At 70.9% G+C, this 26116-nt stretch carries 22 protein-coding genes and 1 riboswitch; of the genes, 17 read left to right on the top strand and 5 right to left on the bottom strand.

From position 1 onward, the window contains the following. Positions 1–48 precede the first annotated feature (48 nt). Positions 49–1836, bottom strand: coding sequence for a calcium-binding protein (locus tag H8B08_RS19470; RefSeq protein WP_187450425.1), 1788 nt, complete (start codon positions 1834–1836; stop codon positions 49–51). Between the two features lie 211 nt (positions 1837–2047). Here H8B08_RS19470 and H8B08_RS11955 point away from each other — a divergent pair, with 211 nt between their 5' ends. From H8B08_RS11955 to H8B08_RS11930, 6 genes are all read left to right on the top strand, one after another. Continuing rightward, a complete protein-coding gene (locus tag H8B08_RS11955) occupies positions 2048–2995 on the top strand; it encodes a cation diffusion facilitator family transporter (RefSeq protein ID WP_187450424.1) in 948 nt (315 codons plus the stop codon). 114 nt (positions 2996–3109) lie between these two features. After that, a complete protein-coding gene (locus H8B08_RS11950) occupies positions 3110–4981 on the top strand; it encodes an autotransporter outer membrane beta-barrel domain-containing protein (protein WP_187450423.1) in 1872 nt (623 codons plus the stop codon). Between the two features lie 145 nt (positions 4982–5126). Then, on the top strand, positions 5127–6050 hold the full coding sequence (gene cysD / locus H8B08_RS11945; RefSeq protein WP_187450422.1) for a sulfate adenylyltransferase subunit CysD: 924 nt from the start codon (positions 5127–5129) through the stop codon (positions 6048–6050). After that, positions 6050–7939: a sulfate adenylyltransferase subunit CysN gene (gene cysN / locus H8B08_RS11940; protein WP_222934444.1), complete on the top strand. Its 1890-nt coding sequence runs from the start codon at positions 6050–6052 to the stop codon at positions 7937–7939. The genes cysD and cysN overlap by 1 nt, the downstream gene beginning before the upstream one ends. Before the next feature lie 79 nt (positions 7940–8018). Beyond that, positions 8019–8492, top strand: a complete 474-nt coding sequence (locus tag H8B08_RS11935; protein ID WP_187450421.1) for a DUF2267 domain-containing protein — start codon at positions 8019–8021, stop codon at positions 8490–8492. Between the two features lie 112 nt (positions 8493–8604). Beyond that, positions 8605–8778: a hypothetical protein gene (locus tag H8B08_RS11930; protein ID WP_187450420.1), complete on the top strand. Its 174-nt coding sequence runs from the start codon at positions 8605–8607 to the stop codon at positions 8776–8778. Positions 8779–8836: 58 nt separating this feature from the next. On the opposite strand, the gene H8B08_RS11925 is transcribed toward H8B08_RS11930, so the two are convergent. Beyond that, positions 8837–9106 carry a hypothetical protein gene (locus tag H8B08_RS11925; protein WP_187450419.1) on the bottom strand — a complete coding sequence of 90 codons (270 nt, stop codon included), beginning with the start codon at positions 9104–9106 and terminating at the stop codon, positions 8837–8839. Between the two features lie 220 nt (positions 9107–9326). On the opposite strand from H8B08_RS11925, the gene H8B08_RS11920 reads away from it, so the two are divergent. The 6 genes from H8B08_RS11920 (at position 9327) to phoB (ending at position 15904) form a co-directional block, all read left to right on the top strand. Beyond that, a complete protein-coding gene (locus H8B08_RS11920) occupies positions 9327–10814 on the top strand; it encodes a cell wall metabolism sensor histidine kinase WalK (protein ID WP_187450486.1) in 1488 nt (495 codons plus the stop codon). Between the two features lie 92 nt (positions 10815–10906). After that, entirely contained in the window at positions 10907–12346 is a 1440-nt protein-coding gene (gene pstC, locus H8B08_RS11915) for a phosphate ABC transporter permease subunit PstC (RefSeq protein WP_187450418.1), read from the top strand. Further along, positions 12339–13646, top strand: coding sequence for a phosphate ABC transporter permease PstA (pstA, locus tag H8B08_RS11910; protein WP_187450417.1), 1308 nt, complete (start codon positions 12339–12341; stop codon positions 13644–13646). Before pstC ends, pstA begins: the two co-directional genes overlap by 8 nt. A gap of 5 nt (positions 13647–13651) precedes the next feature. Beyond that, a complete protein-coding gene (pstB, locus tag H8B08_RS11905) occupies positions 13652–14494 on the top strand; it encodes a phosphate ABC transporter ATP-binding protein PstB (RefSeq protein WP_187450485.1) in 843 nt (280 codons plus the stop codon). 19 nt (positions 14495–14513) lie between these two features. Beyond that, positions 14514–15197 (top strand): phosphate signaling complex protein PhoU, encoded by a 684-nt coding sequence (gene phoU, locus H8B08_RS11900; protein WP_187450416.1) that lies wholly within the window; start codon positions 14514–14516, stop codon positions 15195–15197. A 14-nt stretch (positions 15198–15211) separates the two neighbouring features. Then, positions 15212–15904, top strand: coding sequence for a phosphate regulon transcriptional regulator PhoB (gene phoB / locus H8B08_RS11895; RefSeq protein WP_187450415.1), 693 nt, complete (start codon positions 15212–15214; stop codon positions 15902–15904). Between the two features lie 15 nt (positions 15905–15919). Here phoB and H8B08_RS11890 read toward each other — a convergent pair whose 3' ends face one another. Together H8B08_RS11890 and H8B08_RS11885 are read right to left on the bottom strand one after the other, a co-directional pair. Then, positions 15920–16486, bottom strand: a complete 567-nt coding sequence (locus tag H8B08_RS11890; protein WP_187450414.1) for a TMEM165/GDT1 family protein — start codon at positions 16484–16486, stop codon at positions 15920–15922. Between the two features lie 26 nt (positions 16487–16512). Next, a riboswitch (yybP-ykoY riboswitch) is annotated at positions 16513–16679 on the bottom strand. Positions 16680–16714: 35 nt separating this feature from the next. Continuing rightward, positions 16715–17449 carry a phosphatase PAP2 family protein gene (locus H8B08_RS11885; protein WP_370545461.1) on the bottom strand — a complete coding sequence of 245 codons (735 nt, stop codon included), beginning with the start codon at positions 17447–17449 and terminating at the stop codon, positions 16715–16717. 302 nt (positions 17450–17751) lie between these two features. Here H8B08_RS11885 and H8B08_RS11880 point away from each other — a divergent pair, with 302 nt between their 5' ends. After that, positions 17752–19617: a ribonucleoside-diphosphate reductase subunit alpha gene (locus H8B08_RS11880; RefSeq protein WP_187450413.1), complete on the top strand. Its 1866-nt coding sequence runs from the start codon at positions 17752–17754 to the stop codon at positions 19615–19617. 142 nt (positions 19618–19759) lie between these two features. After that, positions 19760–20602 (top strand): lipid A-modifier LpxR family protein, encoded by an 843-nt coding sequence (locus tag H8B08_RS11875; protein WP_187450412.1) that lies wholly within the window; start codon positions 19760–19762, stop codon positions 20600–20602. A gap of 4 nt (positions 20603–20606) precedes the next feature. Here H8B08_RS11875 and H8B08_RS11870 read toward each other — a convergent pair whose 3' ends face one another. Continuing rightward, the gene (locus H8B08_RS11870) at positions 20607–21614 is read right to left on the bottom strand and encodes a glycosyltransferase (RefSeq protein WP_187450411.1); all 1008 of its coding nucleotides are present in this window, start codon (positions 21612–21614) and stop codon (positions 20607–20609) included. Between the two features lie 221 nt (positions 21615–21835). Between H8B08_RS11870 and H8B08_RS11865 the strand changes: the two genes are divergently transcribed. From H8B08_RS11865 to H8B08_RS11855, 3 genes are read left to right on the top strand one after another with little or no spacing between them, the layout of a single operon-like run. Continuing rightward, a complete protein-coding gene (locus H8B08_RS11865; RefSeq protein ID WP_222934443.1) occupies positions 21836–23581 on the top strand; it encodes an ABC transporter ATP-binding protein in 1746 nt (581 codons plus the stop codon). Continuing rightward, positions 23582–24808, top strand: coding sequence for a glycosyltransferase family 2 protein (locus tag H8B08_RS11860; protein WP_187450409.1), 1227 nt, complete (start codon positions 23582–23584; stop codon positions 24806–24808). Further along, entirely contained in the window at positions 24805–26115 is a 1311-nt protein-coding gene (locus tag H8B08_RS11855; protein ID WP_187450408.1) for a glycosyltransferase family 2 protein, read from the top strand. Before H8B08_RS11860 ends, H8B08_RS11855 begins: the two co-directional genes overlap by 4 nt. Position 26116 lies beyond the last annotated feature (1 nt).

Below are 26116 nucleotides of genomic sequence, written 5' to 3'. Positions count from 1 at the left end.
TGGAAAAGGGGCGGCCGAAGCCGCCCCTCTCAGTCCTCGCCGCTACGGTCAGGCGAACAGCAGGTAGTCGCCGCCTCGGCCGCCCATCGGGTCGCCGAGCGGGTCGAAGCCGCCGGGACCGCCCAGCGGATCGCCCAGCACGTCGACGCCCGGCTCGCCGAACACGACGTCGTCGGCGGTGATCGAGCTCACGCCCGTCAGGGTGACCGGATCGAAGCCCGCCGCGCTGATCACCACGTCGCCGGCGGCGTTGTGGGTGATCACCAGGTCGGAGAAGTCGTCCACGCCGCCGACGCCTTCGAAGGACAGGTGGTCGACCCCGGTCTCGAAGTCGGTGACGGTGTCGCCGCCCGCGCCCAGGCCGAAGAACACGAAGGTGTCCGCGCCCTCGCCGCCGGTCAGCACGTCGAGCCCGTCCCCGCCTTCCAGCCGGTCGTCGCCGGCCCCGCCCAGCAGGAAGTCGTCGCCGCCGCGGCCGTTCAGCTCGTCGTTGCCGTCGAAGCCCCACAGGGTGTTCGCGTTCTCGTCGCCGGTCAGCCGGTCGTCGAGGTAGGAGCCGCCGACGTTCTCGACGTTCCAGACCGTGCCGGTGTCGCCGAAGCCGTCGTTCACGATCGAGCTGATCGACAGGTCGACCTCGACGCCGCTGGCGGCGTACTGGACCTCGCCGACGCCGTCGCCGTCGGCGTCGACCATGCGCGACTGGGTGAAGGAGGTGATGGTGTCGACGCCGGCCCCGCCGTCGATCAGGACGGCCGCGCCGTCGACCTGGAAGGTGTCGTTCCCGCCGAAGCCGTAGGCGGTGTCCTCGGTGCTGACCAGGATCATGTTGTCGTGGTCGTTTCCGTAGAAGGTGTCGGCGAAGCGGGTGCCCGCGCCCAGGCCCTCGATCGAGCTCATGGTTTCGGTGTTGCCGAAGCCGTCGTTGAGGATGGTCTGGGTGCGCAGGTCGGCGACCACCCCTTGCGTCGCGTTCGCCTCATAGAAGCTGACCCGGTCGAAGCCGTCGCCGCCGACGAAGGTGTCCACGCCCTCGCCGCCGCGCAGCAGGTCGTCGCCGGCGCCGCCGTCCAGCACGTCGTTCCCGGCGCCGCCGCGCAGGCTGTCGTTCCCGTCCAGGCCTCGCAGGACGTTGTCCCCGGCGTCGCCGACCAGAATGTCGCCGCCGGCGGACCCGCCGACGTTCTCGATGCCGGTGATCACGCCCGAGCCGCCGAAGCCGTCGTTGCGGATGCGCCCGGCCGCCAGGTCGACCCACACGCCGTCGGTGGTGGTCTCCACCTCGGCGATCCCGTCGCCATTCAGATCGACGAAGCGGGACTGGGTGAACATGCTGATGGTGTCGACGCCCGCGCCGCCGTCGATCAGGGCCGGCGCGTCGTCGACCTGGAAGGTGTCGTTCCCGCCGAAGCCGTAGGCGGTGTCGCCTCCGCCGACCAGGATCAGGTTGTGGGCCTCGTTTCCGTAGAACGTGTCGGCGAAGCGGGTGCCGGCGCCGAGGCCCTCGATCGAGCTCATGGTCTCGGTGTTGCCGAAGCCGTCGTTGAGGATGGCCTGGGTGCGCAGGTCGGCGACCACCCCTTGCGTCGCGTTCGCCTCGTAGAAGCTGACCCGGTCGAAGCCGTCGCCGCCGACGAAGGTGTCCACGCCCTCGCCGCCGCGCAGCAGGTCGTCGCCCGCCCCGCCGTCCAGCACGTCGTCGCCCGCTTCACCACGCAGGGCGTCGTCGCCCGCGCCGCCTTCGAGGAGGTCGTCGCCTGCACGCCCGAGCAGCAGGTCGGCGTCGCCGCCGCCGGTCAGATGGTCGTTGTCCGAGGTGCCGATAATCGTCGCCACTTTACGCTCCAGTCATTGTGCAAATTGTTCCAGAACAGCGCCTTAGCTGGGCGAAGCGGGGCGGCGCTTCCCCCGAACGGAGGAGGTCGACGAACTCGGCTGACGGCGCGACGAAACGATTGCTCGGGGACGCCGGCCTTGCCGGATCGGGTCCCGCGGCTCCATCCTGCGACCGACGCGCGGGGGCGCGACGAAGGGAAGGCCTGCAGAGGTGCACGCTCACCACCACCACGGTCACCACCACGACGATGGTCACGGTCACGGTCACGGCCACGGCCACCACCACCATCATCCCGCGCCGTCGCTCGAGGACCGCCGCTGGGTGATCGGCGTCGGGTTGAACCTGGCCTTCGTGGCGGCGGAGGGTGTCGCCGGATTCTGGGCCAACTCGACGGCCCTGCTGGCCGACGCGGGCCATAACCTGTCGGACGTGGCTGGCCTGCTGCTGGCCGGGACGGCGGTGTGGCTGTCCAAGCGCGCCGCCAGCCCGCGGCGCACCTACGGCTGGGGCAAGGCGACGGTTCTGGCCGCCCTGGTCAACGCGCTGGCCCTGGTGTTCGCCTGCGGGATGATCGCGCTGGAAGCCGTGCAGAGGCTGGGCCGGCCGGTCGAGACGATGCCGGGCGTGGTGATGGCGGTCGCCGCCGTGGGCGTGCTGGTCAACGGGGCCACGGCGCTGCTGTTCATGCGCGGGCGCAAGACCGACGCAAACGTGCGCGGGGCCTTCCTGCACATGGCCGCCGACGCGGGCATCTCGGCCGGCGTGATCGTGGCCGCGGCCCTGATCGCGGTGACCGGCGCGGCCTGGATCGATCCGCTGGTCGCCCTGCTTGTCGTGGTGCTGATTCTGGCCGGGACCTGGGGCCTGCTGAAAGAGGCTTTCGACCTGATCGTCGACGCCGCGCCGCGCAATGTCGACCTCGACGCCGTGCGCGCCTTCCTGCTGGCCCGGCCGGGCGTTTGCGAACTGCACGACCTGCACGTCTGGCCGATCAGCACCAGCGAGACGGCCCTGACCGTCCACCTGGTCCGTCCGGAAGGCGGCGACGCCGCGTTCCTGCGCGAGACGGCCGAAGGCCTGCGGCGGAAGTTCGGGGTCGGGCACGCCACCGTCCAGCTCGAGACCGAGAGCCTGGCCGATTGCAGTCGCCTGCACTGAACGGCGGTTTTCGGAAGCGTTGCCGTTAGAATCTACCCCGTGTTATCCGAGGGCTGAAGGTCGGAGCCGCGTCGGGCGGGATTGATCCTCCGGGCCTTCGCCGGGGGGCGGGTCATGGCCGAGCGTCGGTCGTCGCACATCCGCGGGCGGCGTGCGCCGGGCCGGACCCCGAATCACGCCTGGCGGGAGCGCGTCCTCGGCTGTTCGCTGGCCCTGACGACTGTGGTGGCGGCGACCGAAGCGGTTGCGGCGGACGCCTGTCCGCACGCGGAGTTCGCCCCTAATCCCTGGTTCACCTGCCTCGGGGACAGCCGGCCCGCAGCCCCCGTCGTCGCCCCGGAGGACGAGGGCGTCGCCGTCGCCGACGACGGGACCGTCACCATCGACGCCGCCGGCCACGTCGTGGGCGTGTTCTCGGAAAGTCCCGGCGGCCGGGTGACGACGGACGGCGCGGGCGACGTCGAAATCCGGACCGGCGGCGAAGGCGCGGTCGGCGTCGCCATGGTCGGCGGACCCAGCGTGGCCGGGCTGGGCGCCCACACAGTGGTCGCCGGGCCGGTCGCAGGTCCCGCTTCCGTCTGGTTCGAAACGCCTGAAGCCGCCGACGACCGGGGGCGGCTGTTCGTCTTCGGCGCCGACGGGGCCCTGAGGCTGTCGCCGAAGCCGCCGGCATCCGGCGGCGCGGCCGTTCTGGGCCTGGGCGCGGTGTCGACCGCCGAGGGCCTCACGACGGAGAGCGTCTACTTCGGTCCGGACGCTGACCCGGACGACGACGCCGGCCGGTCAATATCGGTGCATGGCGCGCAGGGGGTGGGCGTCGAGCTGTCGACGCCGGGCGCCGCCGATCCGACTTCCGGCGGCTGGAGCCGCGGCGCCGGCTCGTACGGCTTTGAAGACTTCGCCCGGTCGTGGGACGCGGGCTCGAACCGCCACGTGACCGGCGCGACGCCGCCGCGTGGCCGCGACGCGCCCCCGCCGGCGGCCGAGCCGCCGCCGAAAATCCTGATCGGCGGCCCGAGCGCGGACGCCGCCGATTCCCCCGGGGCGCCGTCGTCCGCTGGCGCGGACTTCGTCGCGGCTCCGAGCGCGGCCGTCGCGCCCGAGGCGTACGCCGCGCTCTCCGTCGCCGGCGCGGCGCAGACCTTCTGGGCTCAGTCCGCCGACGCCTGGTCGGCGCGCGCCCGGACCTTGCGCGACCGGCCGGGCGGCGAGGGCGTGCAGGCGTGGGTTCAGGCGCACGGCGGGGCCGAGACCCTGGACCGCGCGGCGGTGAAGCTGGAGGCCAGCTGGCGCGGGGTTCAGGCCGGCATCGATCGGCGCTCGACGCAAGGGGCGCGAACGCTCTGGTGGGGGGCGACCGTCGGCTTCACCGACTATGACGCGGACGCCGGTCCCGACGCCTTCGAACTGCGCGGAGCGAACCTGGGCGCCTACGCCGGCGGTCAGTGGGGCGGCTTCTACGCGGGGGCCCTGGTCAAGGCGGACGCGGTCGACGCCGAGGCCGTGTTCGCCGCGCCGTCGCGCCGGACGTTCGAGGGCGTGAGCTGGGGCGCGCGGGGCGAGGTCGGGTACCGCTTCGGCTCGGCGCGCCTGTTCCTGGAGCCGAGCGCAGCCCTGGCCTGGGTCGAGACCGACCTGGACGGCTTCTCGGACGGCGGGACCGGCTTCGACTACGACGACGCGACCAGCCTGCGCGGCCGGACCGGCGTGCGGGTGGGCGGCGAGGCGACGATCGGGAACGCGGTCTTCGTCCCCTACGTGGGCGTGCATGCGGCCGCCGAGCTCGACGGCGAGAACCGGATGCGGGTCACCGACGGCGGGACCTACCAGCTCGTCGACGAGGGCCGTGGAAGCTGGGGCGAGGCGGAGGTCGGCGTGTCCGGGGCGACCTGGTTCGGCCTCGAAGCCTTCGCTGAGGCGAAGGCGCTGTCGGGCGGCGACGTACGAGGCTGGAGCGCGCGGCTGGGCGCACGCTGGCGCTGGTGACGCGCTCGGCGCGTGGTGTTACTTGGCGCTCGCGTCGCGGGAACGCCGCGCCTGAGACCTGACGCCGCGCTCGGTTCCGGGCGCGGGCGGCCTGCGCTAAGCTCGCAGTTCGCGCCGCGGGGGGCGGCGACTAGTGACGACGGTTATGACAGTCCGGCCTGAAAAGCCGCTCCTTTCGGGGCACCTGAAGCGCCTCGAAGCGGAGTCGATCGAGATCCTCCGCGAGGTGGCGGCCGAGTTCGCCAACCCGGTCATGCTGTACTCGATCGGCAAGGACTCGGGCGTGATGCTGCACCTCGCGGCCAAGGCCTTCTATCCGTCCAAGCCGCCGTTCCCGCTGCTGCACGTCGACACCCGCTGGAAGTTCGCCGACATGATCCGTCACCGCGACGCGGTGGTGGAGCGCTACGGCGTGCGCCTGATCGTGCACGTGAACCCGGACGGCGTCGCGCGCGGCATCGACCCGATCCGCTCGGGCTCCTCGCTGCACACCCAGGTGATGAAGACCGAGGCGCTGAAGCAGGCCCTGGATCTGCACGGTTTCGACGCGGCCTTCGGCGGCGCGCGCCGCGACGAGGAGAAGAGCCGCGCCAAGGAGCGGGTGTTCTCCTTCCGCTCGGCCGGCCACGTCTGGGATCCGCGCAACCAGCGTCCCGAGCTCTGGAGGCTCTACAACACGCGCATCGCCAAGGGCGAGACCATCCGGGTCTTCCCCCTGTCCAACTGGACCGAGCTGGACATCTGGGAATACACGCGCGCCGAGAACATCCCGATCGTGCCCCTGTACCTGGCCGCGCCGCGGCCGGTGGTCGAGCGCGAGGGCCTGCTGATCGTGCGCGACGACGAGCGCCTGCCGCTCAAGCCCGGCGAGGTCGAGCAGATCCGCACTGTCCGCTTCCGCTCGCTGGGCTGCTATCCGCTCAGCGCCGCCGTGCCGTCCCAGGCGGCGACCCTGGACGCCCTGATCGACGAGCTGCGGGTCGCCCGCACCTCCGAGCGTCAGGGCCGGCTGATCGACTCCGACGAGGCCGCTTCGATGGAGAAGAAGAAGCGCGAGGGGTACTTCTGATGCGCACCGACGCCATGCCGGCCGAAGGCGGCGCCGCGTCCCTGGCGCCGGCGAAGAGCCTGTTGCGGTTCCTGACCTGCGGCTCGGTCGACGACGGCAAGTCGACCCTGATCGGCCGCCTGCTGCACGAAGCCGGGCAGATCCCGGAGGACCAGCTGGCCGCCCTGGAGCGCGATTCCCGCCGCCACGGCACCACCGGCGAGGAGATCGACCTGGCGCTGCTGGTCGACGGCCTGGAGGCCGAGCGCCAGCAGGGCATCACCATCGACGTCGCCTACCGCTACTTCTCCACCCCGCGGCGCGGCTTCATCGTCGCCGACACGCCCGGGCACGAGCAGTACACCCGCAACATGGCCACCGGCGCGTCGAACTCCGAGCTGGCGGTCATCCTGGTCGACGTGCGCAAGGGCGTCCTGCCCCAGACCCGCCGGCACAGCCACATCGCCGCCCTGTTCGGCGTCCGCCACGTGATCCTGGCGGTCAACAAGATGGACATGGTCGGCTTCGACGAGGCGACCTTCCGCGCCGTGGTCGCCGACTACGAAGCCTTCGCAGAGCGGCTCGGCTTCGCCAGCCTGGTCGCCGTGCCGCTGTCCGCCCGCTACGGCGACAACGTCACGGCCCGCTCGGCGCGTACGCCGTGGTGGGACGGCCCGACCCTCGTCGAGCGACTGGAGACGGTGGACGTGGACGCCGCGCCGGCGGAACGGCCGCTGCGCTTCCCGGTGCAGTGGGTGAACCGGCCCGACCAGAGCTTCCGGGGATTCTCCGGCACGCTCGCCTCGGGCCGCGTGCGGGTGGGCGATCCGATCGTGGTCGCCGCCTCGGGCCGCGAGAGCCGGGTGGCGCGGATCGTGACCTATGACGGCGACCTCGCCGCCGCCCAGGCCGGCGACGCGGTGACCCTGGTGCTGGCCGACGAGGTCGACGTCGCGCGCGGCGACGTGCTCGCCTCGCCGCAAGGCCGCCCGGAGGTGATCGACCAGTTCGCCGCGCGGGTGCTGTGGATGGCCGAAGCCCCGATGCTGCCCGGCCGGCCCTACCTGATGAAGATCGGCGCGCGCTACGTGCCCTGCCAGGTCACCGAGCTGAAGCACCGGCTGGACGTGAACAGCTTCGAGCGGCTGGCCGGCAAGACCCTGGCGCTGAACGACATCGGCGAGTGCAACCTGGCCACCGCCGCCCCGATCCCGATCGACGCCTTCGCCGACGATCCGGTCGGCGGCGCCTTCGTGCTGATCGACCGCTATTCCAACGCCACGGTCGGGGCGGGGACCGTGCTGCACGGCCTGCGCCGCGCCACCAACGTTCATCAGCAGGCCCTGCTGGTCGATCGGCCGGCGCGCGAGCGGCTGAAGGGCCACCGCAGCGGCGTGCTGTGGTTCACCGGCCTGTCGGGCTCGGGCAAGTCGACGGTGGCCAACCTGGTGGAGCGCGAGCTGCATGCGCGAGGCGTGCACACCTTCATCCTCGACGGCGACAACCTGCGCCACGGGCTGAACCGCGATCTCGGTTTCACGGTCGAGGATCGGGTCGAGAACATCCGTCGGGTCGGCGAGGTCGCCAAGCTGTTCCTCGAAGCGGGCGTTCTGGTGCTGTGCTCGTTCATCTCGCCGTTCCGGGCCGAACGGCGGATGGTGCGCGAGCTGTTCGCCGACGGCGAGTTCCTGGAGATCTTCATGGACGCGCCGATCGAGACCTGCATCGCGCGCGACCCGAAGGGGCTCTACGCCAAGGCGCTGGGCGGCGAGATCAAGAACTTCACTGGCGTGGACAGCCCCTATGAGCCGCCCCAGGCGCCGGAGCTGGCCTTCGACACCGCCCAGGCGACGCCGGAGGCTGCGGCCGCGGCCGTGATCGCCGAACTGGAGGCCCGCGGCCTGATCTGAGGCTCGGGACGACGCCTGAGGGATGCAACCCCGGCGGGGGTATCGGGTTTGCTGCTCGTGGCCTCGCCGAGAGGAACCCATGGCTTCGACCGGCCTCGACGTCTGGGACAAGACGATCCAGACCACCAACGCCTGGCTCATGGACGTGATGGAGGAGACCGGCGCGGACCGCCGGCTGGCCTGGCACGCGCTGGGGGCGGTGCTGCGCACCATGCGCGATCGCATTCCCGCGGAGCTGGCCGCCCACCTCGGGGCCCAGTTGCCGCTGCTGGTGCGCGGGGCCTTCTACGACCAGCACCGGCCGTCGCGCCGGCCGGAGGACTACCGTTCGCTCGGCGAATTCCAGGAGCGCGTGGCCGCTCAGATGCGCGACGCCAAGCCGGTCGACACCCGCCTGGCCATACTGGGCGTGTTCCAGACCCTGGAGCGCCACGTCGAGCCGGGGCAACTGGACAAGGTGGTCGACGCCCTGCCGTTCGAGGTGCGCGCGCTGTGGCCGCACCGGCCCGACGGCGGCCGGGAAGCCTCGCGTGAGGCGGGTCGCGGCGTCTGAGATGGATCTGCTGCGAAGCCAACGAAAACAGGAACTTGCGTTGGAACCGGGCCGGGGCGCCGGGGATTGGGCGTAGGCGTCGGCGAGATCCGGCGAACTCGGAGTGAAAGTCATGCCTAATCAGAATCAGCGCGGCGGCGGCGGGCAGCGTCAGGGCGGCGGCAAGGACCGCACCACCAGCCAGCAGGGCCAGCAGCAGCAAGGTCGTCAGGAAGGCCAGCGCGACGAGCGCCAGCGTCAGGAAGACCGTCAGCGCATGCAGGATCGTCAGCGTCCGGAAGGCTGACCGCGCCATCAAGGCATGAAGGCGGCGCGGCGAGGGATCGCCGCGCCGCCTTTTTGATTCAGCGCTTGCCTTCCGCCGGCGGCGGCGCCGTCCGGTCGGCGTCGGCCTTCTCGCCGGCGTTCTCGATCGCGTTCCCCGCGCGGTCGGCCGCGCGCTCGGCGGCCGCGCCGGCCTTCTCCGCGGCGTTTTCAACCTTTTCGCTGGCGGCTTCGACGGACTTTCCGATCGCGGCGGCGTCGCCATGCCGGCTCAGGTCGGCGCGGTTGCTCTGTGAGAACAGGTAGACCAAGGCCACCATCGCGACGATCGCGATCAGGCCGACGATCACCCAGACGGTTCGGTCGGAGTCGCGTTCGACGCCCATCGGACTTTCTCCGTGCCCGCGACCGGACGGCTCCGGCCAGCTTCGCCCTGACAACGAAACGGTGACGCTGGGAGTTCCCCTGCGACGGTTGGATGACGCCGGTTTGAGAGGTGTCACGCGGGCGCCATATGTTCGGGGTCTGATGAAAGGACACGCGATTCGCGTGTGAAGCCCCCGCGTGTGGATGCCCTTCAGCCAGCCGCCGTCGCCTCTCGCTCCATCCCTGGTCCGGATGCGCCGGCCCTGGGGCGTTCCGCTCACCGGCGCCGTGGCCGTCGGCCTGCTGCTGGCGCTGGGGATGAGCGAGGCGCCCGAGGCGGAGTACGCCCGGTTCGCGGCCTTCGTCGCCGCGGTGATGACCCTGGTGTTGAGCGTGCAGGCCTTCAGGTTCGCGCGCCTCGCCGACCCGATCCCGACCGCGGTCTCGCAGGCCATCCCCGACGAGCTCGGGCCGCCGCTGCAGGAGGCGCTGGAGGCGCTGCCGGACCCGGTCATGGTGATCGGCGCGCACGAGCCCGACGACATCGTCGGCCGGCGGATCGCCTTCGCCAACACCGCCGCCCGCGAGCTCTTCCGCATTCAAAGGGACGGCGCCCTGTTGGTCACCGCCGTGCGCGACCCCGAGGTGCTGGAGGCGACGGATGAGGCCCTGTTCGGCGGCGTCGACCGCTCCGCGGCCTACGAGACCGGCGGCGCCCAGGACCGGTTCTGGCGCGCCTGGGCCCGGCCGCTGCCGCCGGCCCCGGACGGCGGACGGCAGGCGCTGCTGTATCTGCGCGACGAGACCGATTCTCGGCGCATGGAGCGCATGCGGGCCGACTTCCTGGCCAACGCCAGTCACGAGCTGCGCACGCCGCTGGCGTCGCTGGCCGGCTTCATCGAGACCCTGCGCGGCCACGCCCGCGACGACGCCAGGGCGCGCGACCGGTTCCTCGGCATCATGGCCGCCCAGGCCGACCGAATGGGCCGGCTGATCGCCGACCTGCTGTCGCTGAGCCGCATCGAGCTGAACGAGCACGTGCCGCCCTCCGGCGCCGTCGACCTCGCCCTGGCGGCCACCGACGTGGCCGACGCGCTGTGCCCGATCGCCCAGGAGAAGGGCGCGCGGATCGACCTGCGGCTGCCTGACGGCGAGCGGGCCCCGGTGATCGGCGACCGCGACCAGATCATCCAGGTGATCCAGAACCTGGTCGACAACGCGCTCAAATACTCGCCGGCCGGCGCGGCCGTGGAGGTGGAGGTGCTGGCCGACGTGGGCCTCGACCAGGCCCAGGCGCCGCGCGAAAAGGGTGCGCCGCGCATGACCCTGCTGTCTCCGGACCGGACCGAAGACGTCCGCTACGCCCTGGTGCGGGTGCGCGACCACGGCCCGGGCGTCCCGCGCCAGGCCCTGCCGCGGCTGACCGAGCGGTTCTACCGGGTGGAGGGCCAGAAGAGCGGCGAACGCTCCGGCACCGGCCTGGGGCTGGCCATCGTCAAGCATGTGATGAACCGCCACCGCGGCGGCCTGCTGGTCGAGAGCGCGGCCGGGCACGGCGCGGCCTTCACCGCCTACTTCCCGCGGGCGGAAGTCGCCGTGGAAGCGGTTGCGCCGGAGACCTCCGCGCGGCCGGACGCCGCGCCGCGGACGCTCGACGGGCCCCGTAACAAAACCGTCACGCAAGCGTCGTAAACGCTGCTCCCGTCGGCGGCGCTCGTCGCCGACGCGACGCGCGTCCCGGCGCGCGGCGTCCTCAGTCTCCTTACGCCGAGCGCCCGCCGCCCATGGTCTGGATCGTCTTCCTCGGACTGCTCCTGTTCTCCTTCGGCACCTACGTGCTCGCCCGCCGCAAGGCGGTGGCTGGGGCTAAAGGGAGCCAAGGCCGCCCGCACTCGCTGGCCGGCTATCACGGCGCCTACGCGGCGCTGTGGTCGGCCGTCCCGGCCCTGGTGCTGCTGTTCCTGCTGGTCGCCTTCGGGGGCCGGCTGGAGACCGCGCTGCTGTCGGCCGACCTGCCGGCCGCGGTTCAGCAGATGCCGGCCCAGAACCGCGAGCTGTTCATCAACGACGTGCAGGCGGTGGCGCGCGGCGACCGGCCCAGCGACACGGTCTACGCGCCGGCCCTGCAGCAGGCGCTCAAGGACAAGGCCGCCGAGTCCGCGCGCCTCAGCCAGATGATCACCTGGAGCGGCTGGGCGCTGGCCGGCGTTCTGGCGGTGCTGGGCGCGGTGCTGGCCCTCCCGCGGATCGCGCCGCAGTTCCGCGCGCGCAACCGGGTCGAGGGCTGGATCAGCGGCCTTCTGGTGCTGTGCTCGACCGTCGCGGTCCTGACCACGCTCGGCATCGTCGCCTCGCTGCTCTACGAGAGCCTGCGCTTCTTCGCCGAAGTCTCGCCGGTGGAGTTCCTGTTCGGGACCCACTGGAGCCCGCAGATCGCCATGCGCGCCGACCAGGTCGGCTCGTCCGGCGGGTTCGGCGCGGTGCCGCTGTTCGTCGGCACCTTCCTGATCATGATCATCGCCATGCTGGTGGCGGCGCCGGTCGGCCTGTTCTCGGCCATCTACCTGTCGGAGTACGCCAACCGCTTCACCCGCGCCTGGGTGAAGCCGGTGCTGGAGATCCTGGCCGGCGTGCCGACCGTGGTCTACGGCTTCTTCGCCGCCCTGACCGTGGGCCCGGCCTTCCGCGCCTTCTTCAACATGATCGGCCAGGGCCTGGTCGGCGGTCCGCTGGACGGGCTGGGCTATTACCTGCTGGGCGTGCAGAACCAGATGGCCCTGGTGGCCGGCGTGGTGATGGGGATCATGCTGATCCCGTTCGTCTCGTCCCTGTCGGACGACATCCTGAACTCGGTCCCCCAGTCGCTGCGCGACGGCTCCTACGCCATGGGCGCGACCAAGTCCGAGACCGTGAAAAAGGTGCTGCTGCCGGCCGCCCTGCCGGGCATCGCCGCGGCCATGCTGCTGGCGATCTCGCGGGCCATCGGCGAGACCATGATCGTGACCATGGCCGCCGGCCTTCAGGCCAAGATCACCGCCAACCCGCTGGACACGGTGACCACCGTGACCGTCCAGATCGTCACCCTGCTGACCGGCGACCAGGAGTTCGACAGCGCCAAGACCCTGTCGGCCTTCGGCCTGGGCCTGACCCTGTTCGTGGTCACCCTGCTGCTCAACATCATCGCCCTGCGCATCGTCCAAGCTTATCGGGAACAGTATGACTGACGCCGCCCTGACCGCCTCCGCCGCGGCCGCCGGCGCGCCGCAAGGCATCCGCGCCGCCGTCGAGCGGCGGCTGAAGAAGCGCCACGCCGCGGAGCGCCGCTTCCGCGCCTACGGCCTGATCGCCATCGCCGTCGCCATCGCCTTCCTGGGCGTGCTGCTGACCCGCATCGTCGTGCAGGGCCACGGGGCCTTCATGACCAACACGATGGAGATGCAGGTCCGGCTGGATCCGGCCCGCATCGACGCGACCGACATCCAGGGCGCCAACTACGACCTGATCATCGCCGACCAGATGGTCGCCAGGCTCGGCATCGCTGATCCGACCGGCGACAAGGGCATGGAGATGAAGGACCTGCTGTCGACGGACCTGGGCTTCCAGGTGCTCGACCAGCTGCGCGCGAACCCCAAGCTGATGGGCTCGACCCTGACGCTCGCCGCCCCGCTCGGCGCGGACGCGGACCTGTACTTCAAGGGCGAGATGCGCCGCTCGACGCCCGAAGGCGAGCGCACCCTGAACGACTCCCAGCTCGACATGCTCGACAAGATGAAGGCTGCGGGCATGATCCAGCAGCACTTCAACTGGGGTCTGTTCACCCGCGGGGACTCGACCCACCCCGAGCAGGCCGGCCTGCTGGGCGCCGTGGTCGGCTCGGCCATGATGCTGCTGGTCACCGCCCTGCTGGCCGTGCCGATCGGCGTGCTGGCCGCGGTCTACCTGGAAGAGTTCGCGCCGAAGAACCCGCTGACGAGCTTCATCGAGGTCAACATCAACAACCTGGCCGCCGTGCCGTCGATCGTCTACGGCCTGCTGGGCCTGGCGGTGTTCATCCACTGGATGGGCCTGCCGCGCGGCTCGCCGCTAGTGGGCGGCCTGGTGCTGGCCCTGATGGCCCTGCCGACCGTGATCATCGCCACGCGCTCGTCGCTGAAGGCGGTGCCGCCGTCGATCCGCGAAGCCGCGCTGGGCGTCGGCGCCTCGCGCACCCAGGCCGTCTTCGGCCACGTGCTGCCGCTGGCCATGCCCGGCGTGATGACCGGCGCCATCCTGGCCCTGGCCCACGCGCTCGGCGAGACCGCCCCGCTGCTGATGATCGGCATGATCGCCTTCGTGCAGGGCGCGCCGGACAGCTTCCTGTCCTCGGCCTCGACCCTGCCGACCCAGATCTTCATCTGGGAGAACGCGTCGGAGCGGGCGTTCCACCCGCTGACCGCCGCCGCCATCATCGTCCTTCTCGTCTTCATGATCGTCATGAACGCCGCCGCCATCGTGCTGCGCCGCGCGTTCGAACGCCGCTGGTGATCCCTATGCTGTTCAAGACCTTCCGACACCGCGACGACGCCCAGGGGGCCGCCGTCCAGCCCCCGCAGGTCGCCCACGCGGGCCCCGTGGGCGACGCCAAGATCGCCGTGCGCGACGTCAGCGTGTTCTACGGCGACAAGCAGGCCCTGTTCGACGTGAGCATGGACATCCCGGACAAGGCGGTCACCGCCTTCATCGGGCCGTCGGGCTGCGGCAAGTCCACCTTCCTGCGCTGCATCAACCGCATGAACGACACTATCCCGACGGCCAAGGTGACCGGCCGCATCGAGATGGACGGCGAGGACGTCAACGACCGCTCGATCGACCCGGTCGTGCTTCGCGCCCGCGTGGGCATGGTGTTCCAGAAGCCGAACCCGTTCCCGAAGTCGATCTTCGAGAACGTCGCCTACGGCCCCAAGATTCACGGCCTGGCCTCGTCCAAGTCGGAGCTGGAAGGCGTGGTCGAGGTCGCGCTGAAGAAGGCCGGCCTGTGGGACGAGGTGGCTGACCGCCTCAACGCCCCGGGCACCAGCCTGTCCGGCGGCCAGCAGCAGCGCCTGGTGATCGCCCGCGCCATCGCGGTCAGCCCCGAGGTGATCCTGATGGACGAGCCCTGCTCGGCCCTCGATCCGATCGCCACCGCCAAGATCGAGGAGCTGATCGACGAACTGCGCGAGCAGTACTGCATCGTCATCGTCACCCACTCGATGGCCCAGGCCGCGCGGGTGTCGCAGAAGACCGCCTTCTTCCACCTCGGCAAGCTGGTCGAATTCGGCCCGACCGAGGAGATCTTCACCAACCCGCGCGAAAGCCGGACCCTGGACTACATCACCGGCCGCTTCGGCTGACGCATTTCGGGCAACATCCATGACTCCGCATACGGTCAAGGCTTTCGGCGACGAACTGAACCAACTGAAGGCCGAGGTCGCCCGCCTCGGCGGCCTGGCCGAAGCCCAGGTCGTCGACGCGGTCGCCGCGGTCGCGCGCCGCGACGTGGCGCTGGCCCAGGCGGTCATCGAGCGCGACAAGCGCCTCGACGAGCTGCAGAAGGACATCGAGCGCAAGGCCATCAGGCTGATCGCGCTGCGTCAGCCGGTGGCGCTGGACCTGCGCCGCGCGGTCGGCGCGCTGAAGATCTCCATGTCGCTGGAGCGCACCGGCGACCTGGCGAAGAACATCTGCAAGCGCGCCCTGGTGCTGGCCGAGGCCGAGCCGGTCACCCCGATCACCCGCTCGATGGAGCGCATGGGCAAGCTGGTCACCGTTCGCCTGAAAGAGGTGCTGGACGCCTACACCGCCAGCGAGCTGACCGGCGCGATGAACGTGTGGTCGCACGACGACGAGGTCGACGAGCACTACAACAGCCTGTTCCGCGAGCTGCTCACCTACATGATGAGCGATCCGCGCACGATCAATTCGGGCGCGCACCTGCTGTTCATGGCCAAGAACCTGGAGCGGATCGGCGACCACGCCACCAACATCGCCGAGATCGTCCACTACGAGCTCACCGGCGAGGAGCTGGCCGACAACCGGCCCCGCGTCGAGGCCTGAGCGGAGATCCGGCGGTGACCGTTCCCAGCATCCTGGTGGTCGAGGACGAGGACGCCCTCGCCACCTTGCTTCAGTACAATCTCGAGAAGGAAGGCTACCAGGTCGCCGTCGCCCAGGACGGGGAGGAGGCGCTGGTGCAGGTCGACGAGCGCCAGCCGGATCTGATCGTGCTGGACTGGATGCTGCCAAAGGTCTCCGGCATCGAGGTCTGCCGGCGGCTGCGCGGCCGGGTCGAGACGCGCAACCTCCCGATCATCATGCTCACCGCCCGCGGCGAGGAGACCGATCGGATCCGCGGGCTGGACACCGGGGCGGACGACTACCTGACCAAGCCGTTCTCGACGGTGGAGCTGGCGGCGCGCATCCGCGCCGTGCTGCGGCGCATCCGACCGGGCCTGGCCGAGGACGTGCTGCGCCGGGGCGACCTGACCATCGACCGCGTCGCCCACCGGGTGAAGCGCAACGGCCGCGAGATCCACCTCGGCCCGACCGAGTTCCGCCTGCTGTCTCACCTGATGCAGCACCCGGGCCGGGTGTTCAGCCGCGAGCAGCTGCTGGACGCGGTCTGGGGCTCCGACGTGTACGTCGAAGCCCGCACCGTGGACGTGCACGTCGGGCGGCTGCGCAAGGCGCTGATGAAGGACGGCGAGACCGACCCCATCCGCACCGTGCGCTCGGCCGGCTATTCGCTGGACGTCGAGAGCTGAGCCTGCCGGCCGGGATCACCCGGCCGCCAGCACCCAAGTCCCGACCGCCGCGAAGCTGGCCGCCGCGCCGCGGCGGATCCACTTGAGCGGCAGTCTGGTGGCCGCCGCCTCGCCGATCAGCACGGCCGGGGCGTTGGCGATCATCATGCCCAGCGTCGTGCCCAGCACCACCGGCATGACGTGCTGGAAGCGCGCGCCGAGGGCGGCGGTGGCCACCTGGGTCTTGTCGCCCATCTCCACGAAGAAGAAGGCGACGGCGGTGGCGACGAACACGCTCCAGGCGGTCTTCTTGGCCGCGTCCGGCGGGCAGTCGTCGAACTTGTCGGGAATCAGCGCCCAGGCCGCGAAGCCCAGGAAAGCCAGGCCCAGCACCCACTTCATCCAGGGGCCCTGCAGGAAGTGGCCCGCGACGGCGCCCAGCGCGCCGGCCAGCGCGTGGTTCAGGACGGTGGCGACCAGGATGCCCAGCAGGATGGGGACGGGGCGGCGCCAGGTGGCGGCCAGGCAGAGCGCCAGCAGCTGGGTCTTGTCGCCGATCTCGGCGATGGCGACCAGGCCGGTCGAAACGAGGAAGGCTTCCATTCAGAACGTGTCCGGGGGGCCGGGCGATCAGACGACCAATGACGAGCCGCACGCGCCGGCCCCACCGGTCGCGCGGATCGTCAAAGGTCTCGCCGTGCGGTGCTTCCGCAGGACGCGCCGGGGCGCAAGGCCCAGTATGTCGACGCGCCCACCCTCTGATACGCGAGGGCGGCTACTCCCCAATGACGGGGCGGCTGATACCGCCTGAGGGCTCCCGACGCAACCGCGTCAGGTGGTCTCGATCTTCCGGGCGGCGCGGCGCTCGAGCAGATAGGCGGCCAGCCAGCAGAGCATGGCCCACGCCGCCCCCAGGCTCCAGCCGGCCAGCACGTCGGTGGCCCAGTGGACGCCCAGGTAGATTCGGCTGAAGCCGATCAGCAGGGTCAGCAGGATGGCCCAGCCCAGCACGTAGGCCTTCAGCCGCTTCTTGCCGAGCACTCGGGCCATGACGGCGCCGAGCGTGAGATAGAACACCGCGGACAGCATGGCGTGGCCGCTGGGGAAGCTGGGATTGAGGGCCTCCACCGCCCGATAGGTCAGGGCTGGCCGGTCGCGGCCGAAGGCGGCCTTCAGGCCTTGGCTAAGCACCACGCCGCCGCCCAGCGACACGATGATCAGGGCGGCGGCGGCGGGGCGCCGCTGAATCAGCACGAAGCCGACGGCCATCACGGCGAAGAGCGTCAGGACCCCGGGGCCGCCGAGCGCGGTCACGTCGGTCAGGGCCGATTCGAGCCAGTGCGGCCCGATCGGATGGGACGGGTCGGCCGTGGGGCGCAGGGCCGCCAGAACCGCCTGGTCGAAGGCGTGGGTCTCGCCCTCCGCCATCTCTTCGGCCACCGAAGCGAACCCCCACAGGCCCAGGGCGGCCACGGCGACGGCGGCGAGGGCGCCGATCTCGGTGCGGGCCAGGCGCAGGGCCCGGGGGAGCAGGTCGGACCAGGGGGGCGGGGACCGCATGCGCATGCCGGCGCAACGGCGCCGCCTGGACCCGGTTCCCCGGGAACGGCTGTCACGGAACCGTGATCGGAGAGCCCTGTTCGTTAAGCGGGTATGAACGTGGAGCGAGTTGTCCCGCGTTCATGCACAGGTTGTTTACGAAAAACTTCAGCGTGAGCCGCTTCACCCCGTTGACCAGATTCAGGCCGTGTGGCCCCATATATCGGGCTGAGGGGCGCGACCGACACAAGATGTTGGCGGCGCTTCCCCGGGAAGGAGAATCGCTCCGCTCCCGGACAAGTTTCAGGATTCGTGGGTGGTGTGGCGCTATGGCTGTCGGTGAAGCGGCGAAAAAAGAACTCCTGGGTCGCGCCTCGCAGGCGCCCAAGGCCGTCGAGCGTCCGGAGTTGAAGCTGGTGCGCAAGGTCGTGGTCGACCGCACCCGCGACGCTCTGCTGACCGATTTCGGCAAGACCACTCTTGAAGACCGCTATCTGCTGCCCGGCGAGTCCTACCAGGACATGTTCGCCCGCGTGGCCACCGCCTACGCGGACGACGCCGATCACGCCCAGCGCATCTACGACTACGTCTCGCGCCTGTGGTTCATGCCGGCCACCCCGGTCCTGTCGAACGGCGGCGCCGACCGCGGCCTGCCGATCTCCTGCTTCCTGAACGCGGTGCCGGACAGCCTGGAAGGCATCACCGACACCTGGAACGAGAACGTCGCCCTGGCCTCCAACGGCGGCGGCATCGGCACCTACTGGGGCCGCGTCCGTTCGATCGGCGAGAAGGTGAAGGGCGCCGGCCAGACCTCCGGCATCATCCCGTTCATCCGCGTGATGGATTCGCTGACCCTGGCCATCAGCCAGGGCTCGCTGCGCCGCGGTTCGGCCGCCGTCTATCTCGACGTGCACCACCCGGAGATCGAGGAGTTCCTCGAAATCCGTAAGCCGGCCGGCGACTTCAACCGCAAGTCGCTGAACCTGCACCACGGCATCAACATCACCGACGAGTTCATGGAAGCGGTGCGCGACGGCGAGAAGTTCGCCCTGCGCTCGCCCAAGAACAACGAGCCGCTGCGCTACGTCGACGCCCGCGCCCTGTGGCAGAAGATCCTCGAGATCCGCCTGCAGACCGGCGAGCCGTACCTGATCTTCTCCGACACCGTGAACCGCGCGGTGCCGCAGCACCAGCGCGACCTGGGCCTGAAGGTGACCCAGTCGAACCTGTGCTCGGAAATCATGCTGCACACCGGCCCGGACCACCTGGGCGTGGACCGCACCGCGGTGTGCTGCCTGTCGTCGGTGAACGCCGAGACCTATCTCGAGTGGCGCGACCACCCGACCTTCATCGAGGACGTCATGCGCTTCCTCGACAACGTGCTCGAGGACTTCATCGTCCGCGCGCCGGACGCCATGACCGCCGCGGTCTATTCGGCCAAGCGCGAGCGCTCGGTGGGCCTGGGCCTGATGGGCTTCCACACCTTCCTGCAGGCGCAGAACGTCCCGTTCGAAAGCGCCCTGGCCAAGTCGTGGAACATGCGCATCTTCAAGCACCTGCGCCGTGAGGCCGACAAGGCGTCGCGCGTGCTGGCCGAAGAGCGCGGGCCCTGCCAGGACGCCGCCGACCGCGGCGTGATGGAGCGCTTCTCGCACAAGCTGGCGATCGCCCCGACCGCCTCGATCTCGATCATCTGCGGCGGCACCTCCGCCGGCATCGAGCCGATCCCGGCCAACATCTACACCCACAAGACCCTGTCGGGCTCGTTCGCGGTGAAGAACCCCTACCTGGAGCGCCTGCTCGAGACGAAGGGCGAGAACACCGAGGCCGTGTGGTCGTCGATCCTGGAGAACGAGGGCTCGGTCGCGCACCTGGACTGCCTGTCCCAGGACGAGAAGGACATCTTCAAGACCGCCTTCGAGATCGACCAGCGCTGGGTGATCGAGCTGGCCGCCGACCGCACGCCGGAGATCTGCCAGTCCCAGTCGCTCAACGTCTTCCTGCCGGGCGACGTCGACAAATGGGACCTGCACATGCTGCACTGGACCGCCTGGGAGCGGGGCTGCAAGAGCCTCTACTACCTGCGCTCCAAGTCGGTGCAGCGGGCCGCCTTCGCCGGCGCCGACAGCAAGCTGGAACAGGCCGTCCAGGCCGCGGCCAAGACCGACTACGAAGAGTGCCTCGCCTGCCAGTGAGGCCCTCGGACCCGCTCAAGCTCTTGTAACGCCTCGGTTCCCGCGCCTCAGGCGCGGAACTTGCAAACCGCTGGAGTCGTTACCGACCCAGTAGGAGCAGGCCGCCACGCTTCGGCTCGTGCGGTCGCGGGAGGGCTTGGCGGTGCGTGGTCTGTCTGCGTTCGCGTTCTCTGTACTCGTGTCGGCGGCGGCTTCGACGGCGGTCGCGCAACAAACGGGCGCTTCGTCCGCGGCGGGCTTCTCGCCCGCTCCGGCCTTCTTTCCCCGAACCAGCGGCGAGCCGGCCCCGGTCACCGAGGCCGAGGCGCCGCTCTACGGCGGCCTCACGCTGGCGCCGATCGACAGCGCCGGCCGCGCCGGCCACCTGGTGTCCCGCGGCCTGGCCAACTACCAGGACCGCGAGGTCTGGGTGCCGGAGTCCCACGGGGCGGTCGGGCGTTTCCGTTACGCCACAGGCGCGCAGGTGCGCGGCGCCGATCCGCTGACCATCCTGCGCCCGGACGCCTACGGCGAGCCGGACGCCTACGACATCAGCTACACCCGCGGCTGGCCCGGCGCGGTGCGCTTCAACGCCGGCGAGTACGCGCTGGACGTCACGCCGCACGCCGGCGTCGGCGTGACCGACCAGGGCGGGGCGGCCGAGGCCGGGGCCACCGTGCGCCTGGGCGCCGACCTCGACGACGCGCTGGAGAACATCGTCAAGGACGGCAAGAGCTTCGGCGACAAGCCGCGCTGGTACCTGTTCGCCGCCGCCTCGGGGCGCGCCGTCGGCTACAACTTCCTGAACGACGGCTCGGGCCTGACCCCTTCGGGCATGTCCACCGACGAGGGCTCGTTCATCGGCGACGCCCAGGCCGGGCTGGCCTGGCGGCGCGGCGACATCCAGGCCTCGTTCGGCTACGTCCACCGCGAGATCAAGGCCTACGACGAGAAGGCCGAGGAAGGCGTGGTCGCCTTCCAGCTGTCGATCAAACCGGACTGGTGATCGCCTAAGCGGCCTCCGTCTCGGCCGTTTCCGCCGGCCGGGCGCCGCGCAGGCGCTTGGCGGCCTTGCGCAGGCCGGCCCACAGAATCCGGCCGATCAGCCCGCGCGGTTCGGGGTTCACCCACCAGAACGGATTGAGCAGATAGGCGCGCGCCGCCAGGCCGGCGGCTTCGCGCCAGTCGTGCGCCTGCAGGGCGCGCGGCAGCATCCAGGTCATCATCAGCGTGCGCGCGTGCCAGTAGGTCCACGGCGCCAGGCGCGGCCCGTGGCGGCGCACGTGGTCGATCACCATCAGCGCGCCGCGCCGCATGACCGGCACCGCGTGGGACATGCTGTCCCGGCAGATGCGGTAGTGCACGGTCGGGGCCGGCACGTGCACCACCTGACCGCGCGCGGCGAGGGTGAGGATCAGCTTCCAGTCCTCGGCCCCCTGGCCGCCGGCGGCGCGCAGGCCCTCGTCGTAGCCGCCGGCCTCGATCAGCCGGTCGCGGCGGAACACCGCGGCGCTGCCGTTGGCGACGGAGTTACGCAGCAAGAGCCCGCGGAAGTCGACCTGCGGCGGCTTGGGCGGATCGGACGGCATGGGCACGCCGTCGGGATCGACGTAGACCGTGCGCGCGAACGACAGGAAAGCGTCAGGACCGGCCTCCTCGAGGGCGGCGACCTGGCGTTCGAGATTGTCCGGGGCCCACAGGTCGTCGGAATCGATCGGCGCCACATAGGTCCCGCGCGCTTCCCGCACGCCCAGGTTCCGGGCCGAGGCGACGCCGCCGTTGGGCTTGCGCAGCAGGCGCACGCGCGGGTCGGCCTGCGTCCAGGCGCCGACCGCCTCGGCGGTCGCGTCGGTCGAGCCGTCGTCGACCACCAGCACTTCGAAGTTCGGATAGGTCTGAGCGCAGACCGACGCCAGCGTCTGATCGATCGACCAGGCGGCGTTGTAAGCGGGCACCACCACCGAGACCAGCGGGCGCGCGGTCGCCGGCGCGACCGCTTCAGCGGCGGGCTTCCTCAAGCGTGTTTGAGCCATTCGTGTCCTGAGCTCGCCTGAAAAGGCATGGGCGAGCGTCCCCTCCGCGCGTCCAACCGTTCAGCCCGGGACAAGGTTTCACCGGACGGTCGCAACAAATTGAGCCCGGAGTGAGTTGTCCGTCCCAGCCGAGCTTATGTACGGGGGATGGACTGAGAATGCGCTTTTCGGAGCTCGCGCGCCGACTCACCGCGGAGCTGCGGCCCATGCCTTGGGCCGCGCCTGTCATCATCCTGCTGGGGCTGATCTGCGCCGCGCTGGAGGGCCTGGGCCTCTATATGTTCATCCCGCTGGTCCAGAGCATGGGCGGCTCGGACAGCGGCGGCGTCGCGCACTTCTTCCACCGGCTCACCGATTGGCTGCCGGAACATCGGCGTCTGCCGGCCCTGGTCGGGGCGCTGTGCCTGGCCATCCTGCTCAAGAACGTGGTCGGCTTCATCGCTTTCTGGGTGGCGCGCGTGGTCGACGGCCGCGTCGCCCACCGCATGCGCCTGCGCATCTTCGAGCGGACGCTCTGGTCCGGCGCGGACTACGCTGCCGGCCTGAACAAGACCGACATCATCAACACCCTCACCGGGGAGTCCTGGCGCGTGGGGTCGGCGCTCGGCATCGGCATGCGGGTGGCCGTGGTCATCTGCACCTGCGGAGTGTTTCTCACCCTGCTGCTGCTGCTCTCGGTGAAACTGACCGCCGTGGCCGTTCTGTTCCTGCTGGTCGGCGCCCTGATCACCCAAGCCGCCACCCGCAAGGCGGAGGCGTACGGCGCCGACGTAGTGGAGGCCAACCGCAAGTTCGGCCTGCGCATGTGGGAGAGCGTCGACGCGCTCAGACTGATCCGCAGCTTCACGCGCGAGCCCTACGAGCGCGCCCGGTTCGAGGACCGGTCCGAGGACATCCGCCGTCGGCTGCTGCGCCTGGACATGCTGTGGGCCATTCCCGCGCCGATCGGCGAGACCTTCGGTGTCATGCTGATCGGCGCGCTGATCCTCGCCGCCGGAAAGGTCGCGGGCACCGGCGTGGCCTCGCTGGCGGCCTTCCTGGCGGTGCTCTACCGCCTGCAGGGTCCCGCCCGCGAACTGGTCGGCTGCAAGGTGGCGTTCGACGGCATCAAGAGTTCGCTGATGGACGTGTTCGGCTACCTCGACCTCACCGAGACCCCGGCCGTGAAGGACGGCAGCCGGCGCTTCTCCAGCCTGCAGGACGAGGTCTTGTTCGAGAACGTGTCGTTCAACTATCCGAAGGCTGATCGCCCCGCCGTGCGCGACGTCTCCTTCGCCCTGCGCAAGGGCACCACCACCGCCATCGTGGGCCGCTCGGGGGCCGGCAAGTCGACCCTGATCGACCTGCTGTTCCGTTTCCGCGACCCGAACGCCGGCCGCATTCTGGTGGACGGCGAGCCGCTGGACCGCTTCCGCCTGGACAGCTGGCGCGGCCGTCTGTCGGTGATGTCCCAGGACGTCCACCTGTTCAACGAGACCGCGCGCGCCAATATCGCCTACGGCAAGCTGGGCGCGAGCGACGCCGAAATCGAGGAGGCGGCCCGCATCGCCGGCGCGCACGATTTCATCGCCGCCCTGCCGCGCGGCTACGACACGCCGCTGGGCGACCGTGGCGTGCGGCTGTCCGGCGGCCAGCGCCAGCGCATCGCGCTGGCCCGCACCATCCTGCGCGACCCTGACGTCCTGCTGCTCGACGAGGCCACCAACGCCCTCGACAGCTTCGCCGAGCGCGCCTTCCAGACCGCGCTGGAGCGCTGGTCCAAGGACCGGACCGTGGTGGTGATCGCCCACCGGCTGTCGACCATCGAGCGGGCCGACCAGGTCATCGTCATGGAGGAGGGCGAGATCGTCGAGCGCGGCACGCCTCAGGAACTGTTGTCCATCAAGGGTTTGTTCGCCGACATGCACGCCATCCAGACCGGCCGCGTGGCCGCCGCCGCCGGAGCAGAGTGAATGTCGTACCGCCTTATCGAACTCGAGCTGACGCGTCCGCTCGAACCGGTGACGCTCGGGCCCGAGGAGGACGGGGCGGGACTGATCGGCCGGTTTCGGGACCGGCTGGTCGGCTTCGCCCTTCTGCCGGCCGCGCCTGGCGCGACCCTGTCGGTCGAGGAGCTCACGGCCGCCCTCGACGCCAGGTTCGGCCTAAACGCCTTGACTGAATGCCTCGCCGGCGAGCTGCGCCGTGGGCAGCTCGCACCGTCGATTCCCGCCCCGAGCCTGACCGTCGCGATCTGCACCAAGGACCGGGCTGCGCGCTTGGAGCGGCTGCTGGGCACGCTCGCGCCGCTGCTGGCCGCCTCCAGCGGCTTCGCCGCGGTCGAGGGCCTGGTGATCGACAACGCACCATCGGACGAGAGCACCCGCGAAGCGGTCGCGCGCGCGCCCGGCTTCCGCTACGTGCGCGAGCCGCGCGCCGGGCTCGACTTCGCCCGCAACGCCGCGCTCGCGGCGGCGAATGGCGACCTGATCGCCTACCTCGACGACGATGTGGTCGTTGATCGCGGCTGGCTGGCGGGCCTGTACGAGGCCTGGAGCAAACATCCCGAGGCCGGCGCCTGGACGGGCCTGGTGCTGCCGTTCGAGCTGCGCACTGAGGCCCAGATTCAGTTTGAGCGGCGCGGCGGCTTCGGCCGCGGTTTCACCCCGCGGGTCTATCGCGCCGACCGGCTCGACAGCCGCCTCTACCCGGTCGACGCCGGTACGTTCGGAGCCGGCTGCAACATGGCCTTCGACCGCAAGTGGCTGCTCGGCCTCGGCGGTTTTGACGAGGCGCTGGACACCGGCGCGCCCCTGCCGGGGGGCGGCGACCTCGACGCCTTCTACCGGATGGTGCGCTCCGGCCGGGCGCTCGTCTACGAACCGGCCTACGCGGTCTACCACCAGCACCGCGAGACCATTCCGCAGCTGCGCCGGCAGTACTGGACCTGGGGGCTGGGCTTCATGGCCTTCCTCGCCAAGGCCCAGCGCCACGACCCGCCGCTGAAGGCGCGGCACGCGGGCATGCTGCGCTGGTGGTTCGCCACCGCCGCCACCGAACTGCTCAGCGCGCTCAGGCGCGGGCGAGGACGAGAAACCGCCTTCGCCGCGGCCGAGCTGTGGGGCGGCGTGCTGGGCGTCGCCGGTGAATACGACCGTTCGCTGCGGCGCGTGCGGCGCATCCGGGAGGGCGTGTCTTGAACGCGAACCGCGCCGAAGCGCCCTGGGCGATCCGCCACGTGGACCTCTCCAAGCGTCCGCAGTCCCTGGCCGCGCCGCCGGACGGGCGCCCGGTCTACGCCGTGTTCTGGTGGCGCGAACTGATCCTGGGCGTGCGCACCTTCGCTGGCGGCGAACTGCCGGCGAACCAGGCGGACCTGGACGCGACCGGGGCCGCGCTCGCGGCCCAGGTTCTGGCGACCCGGGTCGACGCCTTGGGCGGGCCGGCCTTGCCCGCCCCCGACGGCGCCCCGGTGCCGCAGACCCGGATCGCCGCGGTCGCGGCCCTGGAGGACCCCTGGGGCTTGCTGGATTCGCTGACGGGTCGGCCGACCTGTCCGGCTCACGACCTGTCGGTGATCGTCTGCACGCGCTCTCGCCCGCAGGCGCTCGCCGCCTGCCTGGCGAGCTTGGCGGTGCAGGACTCGCCGCCGGGCGAGATCATCGTGGTCGACAACGCCCCGGAGGATCCGGCCACCCGCGACGTGGTCCGGCGTTTCCCGCAGGTGCGCTGGGAGCCGGAGCCCCGTCCGGGCCTGAGCCGCGCGCGAAACGCCGGAATTCGGGCCGCCACCGGCCGCCTGATCGCCTTCACCGACGACGACGTCGAGGTGCGCTCGGACTGGACCTCGGAGGTGGCCCGCGCCTTTGAAGGGCGCGACGGGGTCGAGGCGGTCACCGGCCTGGTCCTGCCTGCGTCGCTGGAGACGCTGTCCCAGAAGGTGTTCCAGATCGATCTCGGCGGCTTCGGCGAGAACTGGACGCCGGTGCTGTTCGACGGCCGGTTCTACGACAGCGCGCGGCGGGTCGGCGTGCCGGTCTGGCGCGTCGGCGCCGGGGCCAACATGGCCTTCCGCCGCGAGGCGTTCGAGCGCCGGGGCCTGTTCGACGAACGGCTGGGGGCCGGCGCCTCGGGCTGCTCGGAGGATTCCGAGTTCTGGCACCGGATCCTGGCGGGCGGCGGTTCCTGCTTCTACGAGCCGAGGCTGGTGGTGTTCCACACCCATCGGGCGGAGTGGGGCGCGCTGGAGCGGCAGGTGCGCGCCTACATGCGCGGCCACGCCGCCGCCCTGTTCGCCCAGCACGACCGCGACGGCCCCGCCGGCGACCTGCGCCGGGTGTTCGTCGAAATGCCCAAGTACTTCGTGCGCACGGCGCTGAAGGGCTGGAAGGACGGGCCCACGGCCCGCCACCGCCTGCTGCGGCACGAGATCTCCGGGTGGCTGTCGGGCCTCCAATACCTGTGGCGCGAGCGCCGCGTCCCCGCGCCGCGGCTAGAGGAGGCGTGAC

It is taken from the genome of Caulobacter sp. 17J80-11, assembly GCF_014349105.1.
Lineage (GTDB): Bacteria > Pseudomonadota > Alphaproteobacteria > Caulobacterales > Caulobacteraceae > 17J80-11.
The sequence above is the reverse complement of the archived record's forward strand: the minus strand, read 5'-3'. Positions and strand labels throughout refer to the sequence as shown.

What these genes read in the sequence shown, in the direction of transcription:
- H8B08_RS11880 (WP_187450413.1), top strand. Translation starts at nt 17,752, where the DNA reads ATGGCTGTCGGTGAAGCGGCGAAAAAAGAACTCCTGGGTCGCGCCTCG.
- cysD (WP_187450422.1), top strand. Translation starts at nt 5,127, where the DNA reads ATGACAGTCCGGCCTGAAAAGCCGCTCCTTTCGGGGCACCTGAAGCGC.
- H8B08_RS11865 (WP_222934443.1), top strand. Translation starts at nt 21,836, where the DNA reads ATGCCTTGGGCCGCGCCTGTCATCATCCTGCTGGGGCTGATCTGCGCC.
- H8B08_RS11885 (WP_370545461.1), bottom strand. Translation starts at nt 17,449, where the DNA reads ATGCGCATGCGGTCCCCGCCCCCCTGGTCCGACCTGCTCCCCCGGGCC.
- pstB (WP_187450485.1), top strand. Translation starts at nt 13,652, where the DNA reads ATGCTGTTCAAGACCTTCCGACACCGCGACGACGCCCAGGGGGCCGCC.
- H8B08_RS11860 (WP_187450409.1), top strand. Translation starts at nt 23,582, where the DNA reads ATGTCGTACCGCCTTATCGAACTCGAGCTGACGCGTCCGCTCGAACCG.
- H8B08_RS11930 (WP_187450420.1), top strand. Translation starts at nt 8,605, where the DNA reads ATGCCTAATCAGAATCAGCGCGGCGGCGGCGGGCAGCGTCAGGGCGGC.
- H8B08_RS11890 (WP_187450414.1), bottom strand. Translation starts at nt 16,486, where the DNA reads ATGGAAGCCTTCCTCGTTTCGACCGGCCTGGTCGCCATCGCCGAGATC.
- phoU (WP_187450416.1), top strand. Translation starts at nt 14,514, where the DNA reads ATGACTCCGCATACGGTCAAGGCTTTCGGCGACGAACTGAACCAACTG.
- cysN (WP_222934444.1), top strand. Translation starts at nt 6,050, where the DNA reads ATGCGCACCGACGCCATGCCGGCCGAAGGCGGCGCCGCGTCCCTGGCG.
- pstA (WP_187450417.1), top strand. Translation starts at nt 12,339, where the DNA reads ATGACTGACGCCGCCCTGACCGCCTCCGCCGCGGCCGCCGGCGCGCCG.
- H8B08_RS11935 (WP_187450421.1), top strand. Translation starts at nt 8,019, where the DNA reads ATGGCTTCGACCGGCCTCGACGTCTGGGACAAGACGATCCAGACCACC.
- pstC (WP_187450418.1), top strand. Translation starts at nt 10,907, where the DNA reads ATGGTCTGGATCGTCTTCCTCGGACTGCTCCTGTTCTCCTTCGGCACC.
- H8B08_RS11950 (WP_187450423.1), top strand. Translation starts at nt 3,110, where the DNA reads ATGGCCGAGCGTCGGTCGTCGCACATCCGCGGGCGGCGTGCGCCGGGC.
- H8B08_RS11920 (WP_187450486.1), top strand. Translation starts at nt 9,327, where the DNA reads ATGCCCTTCAGCCAGCCGCCGTCGCCTCTCGCTCCATCCCTGGTCCGG.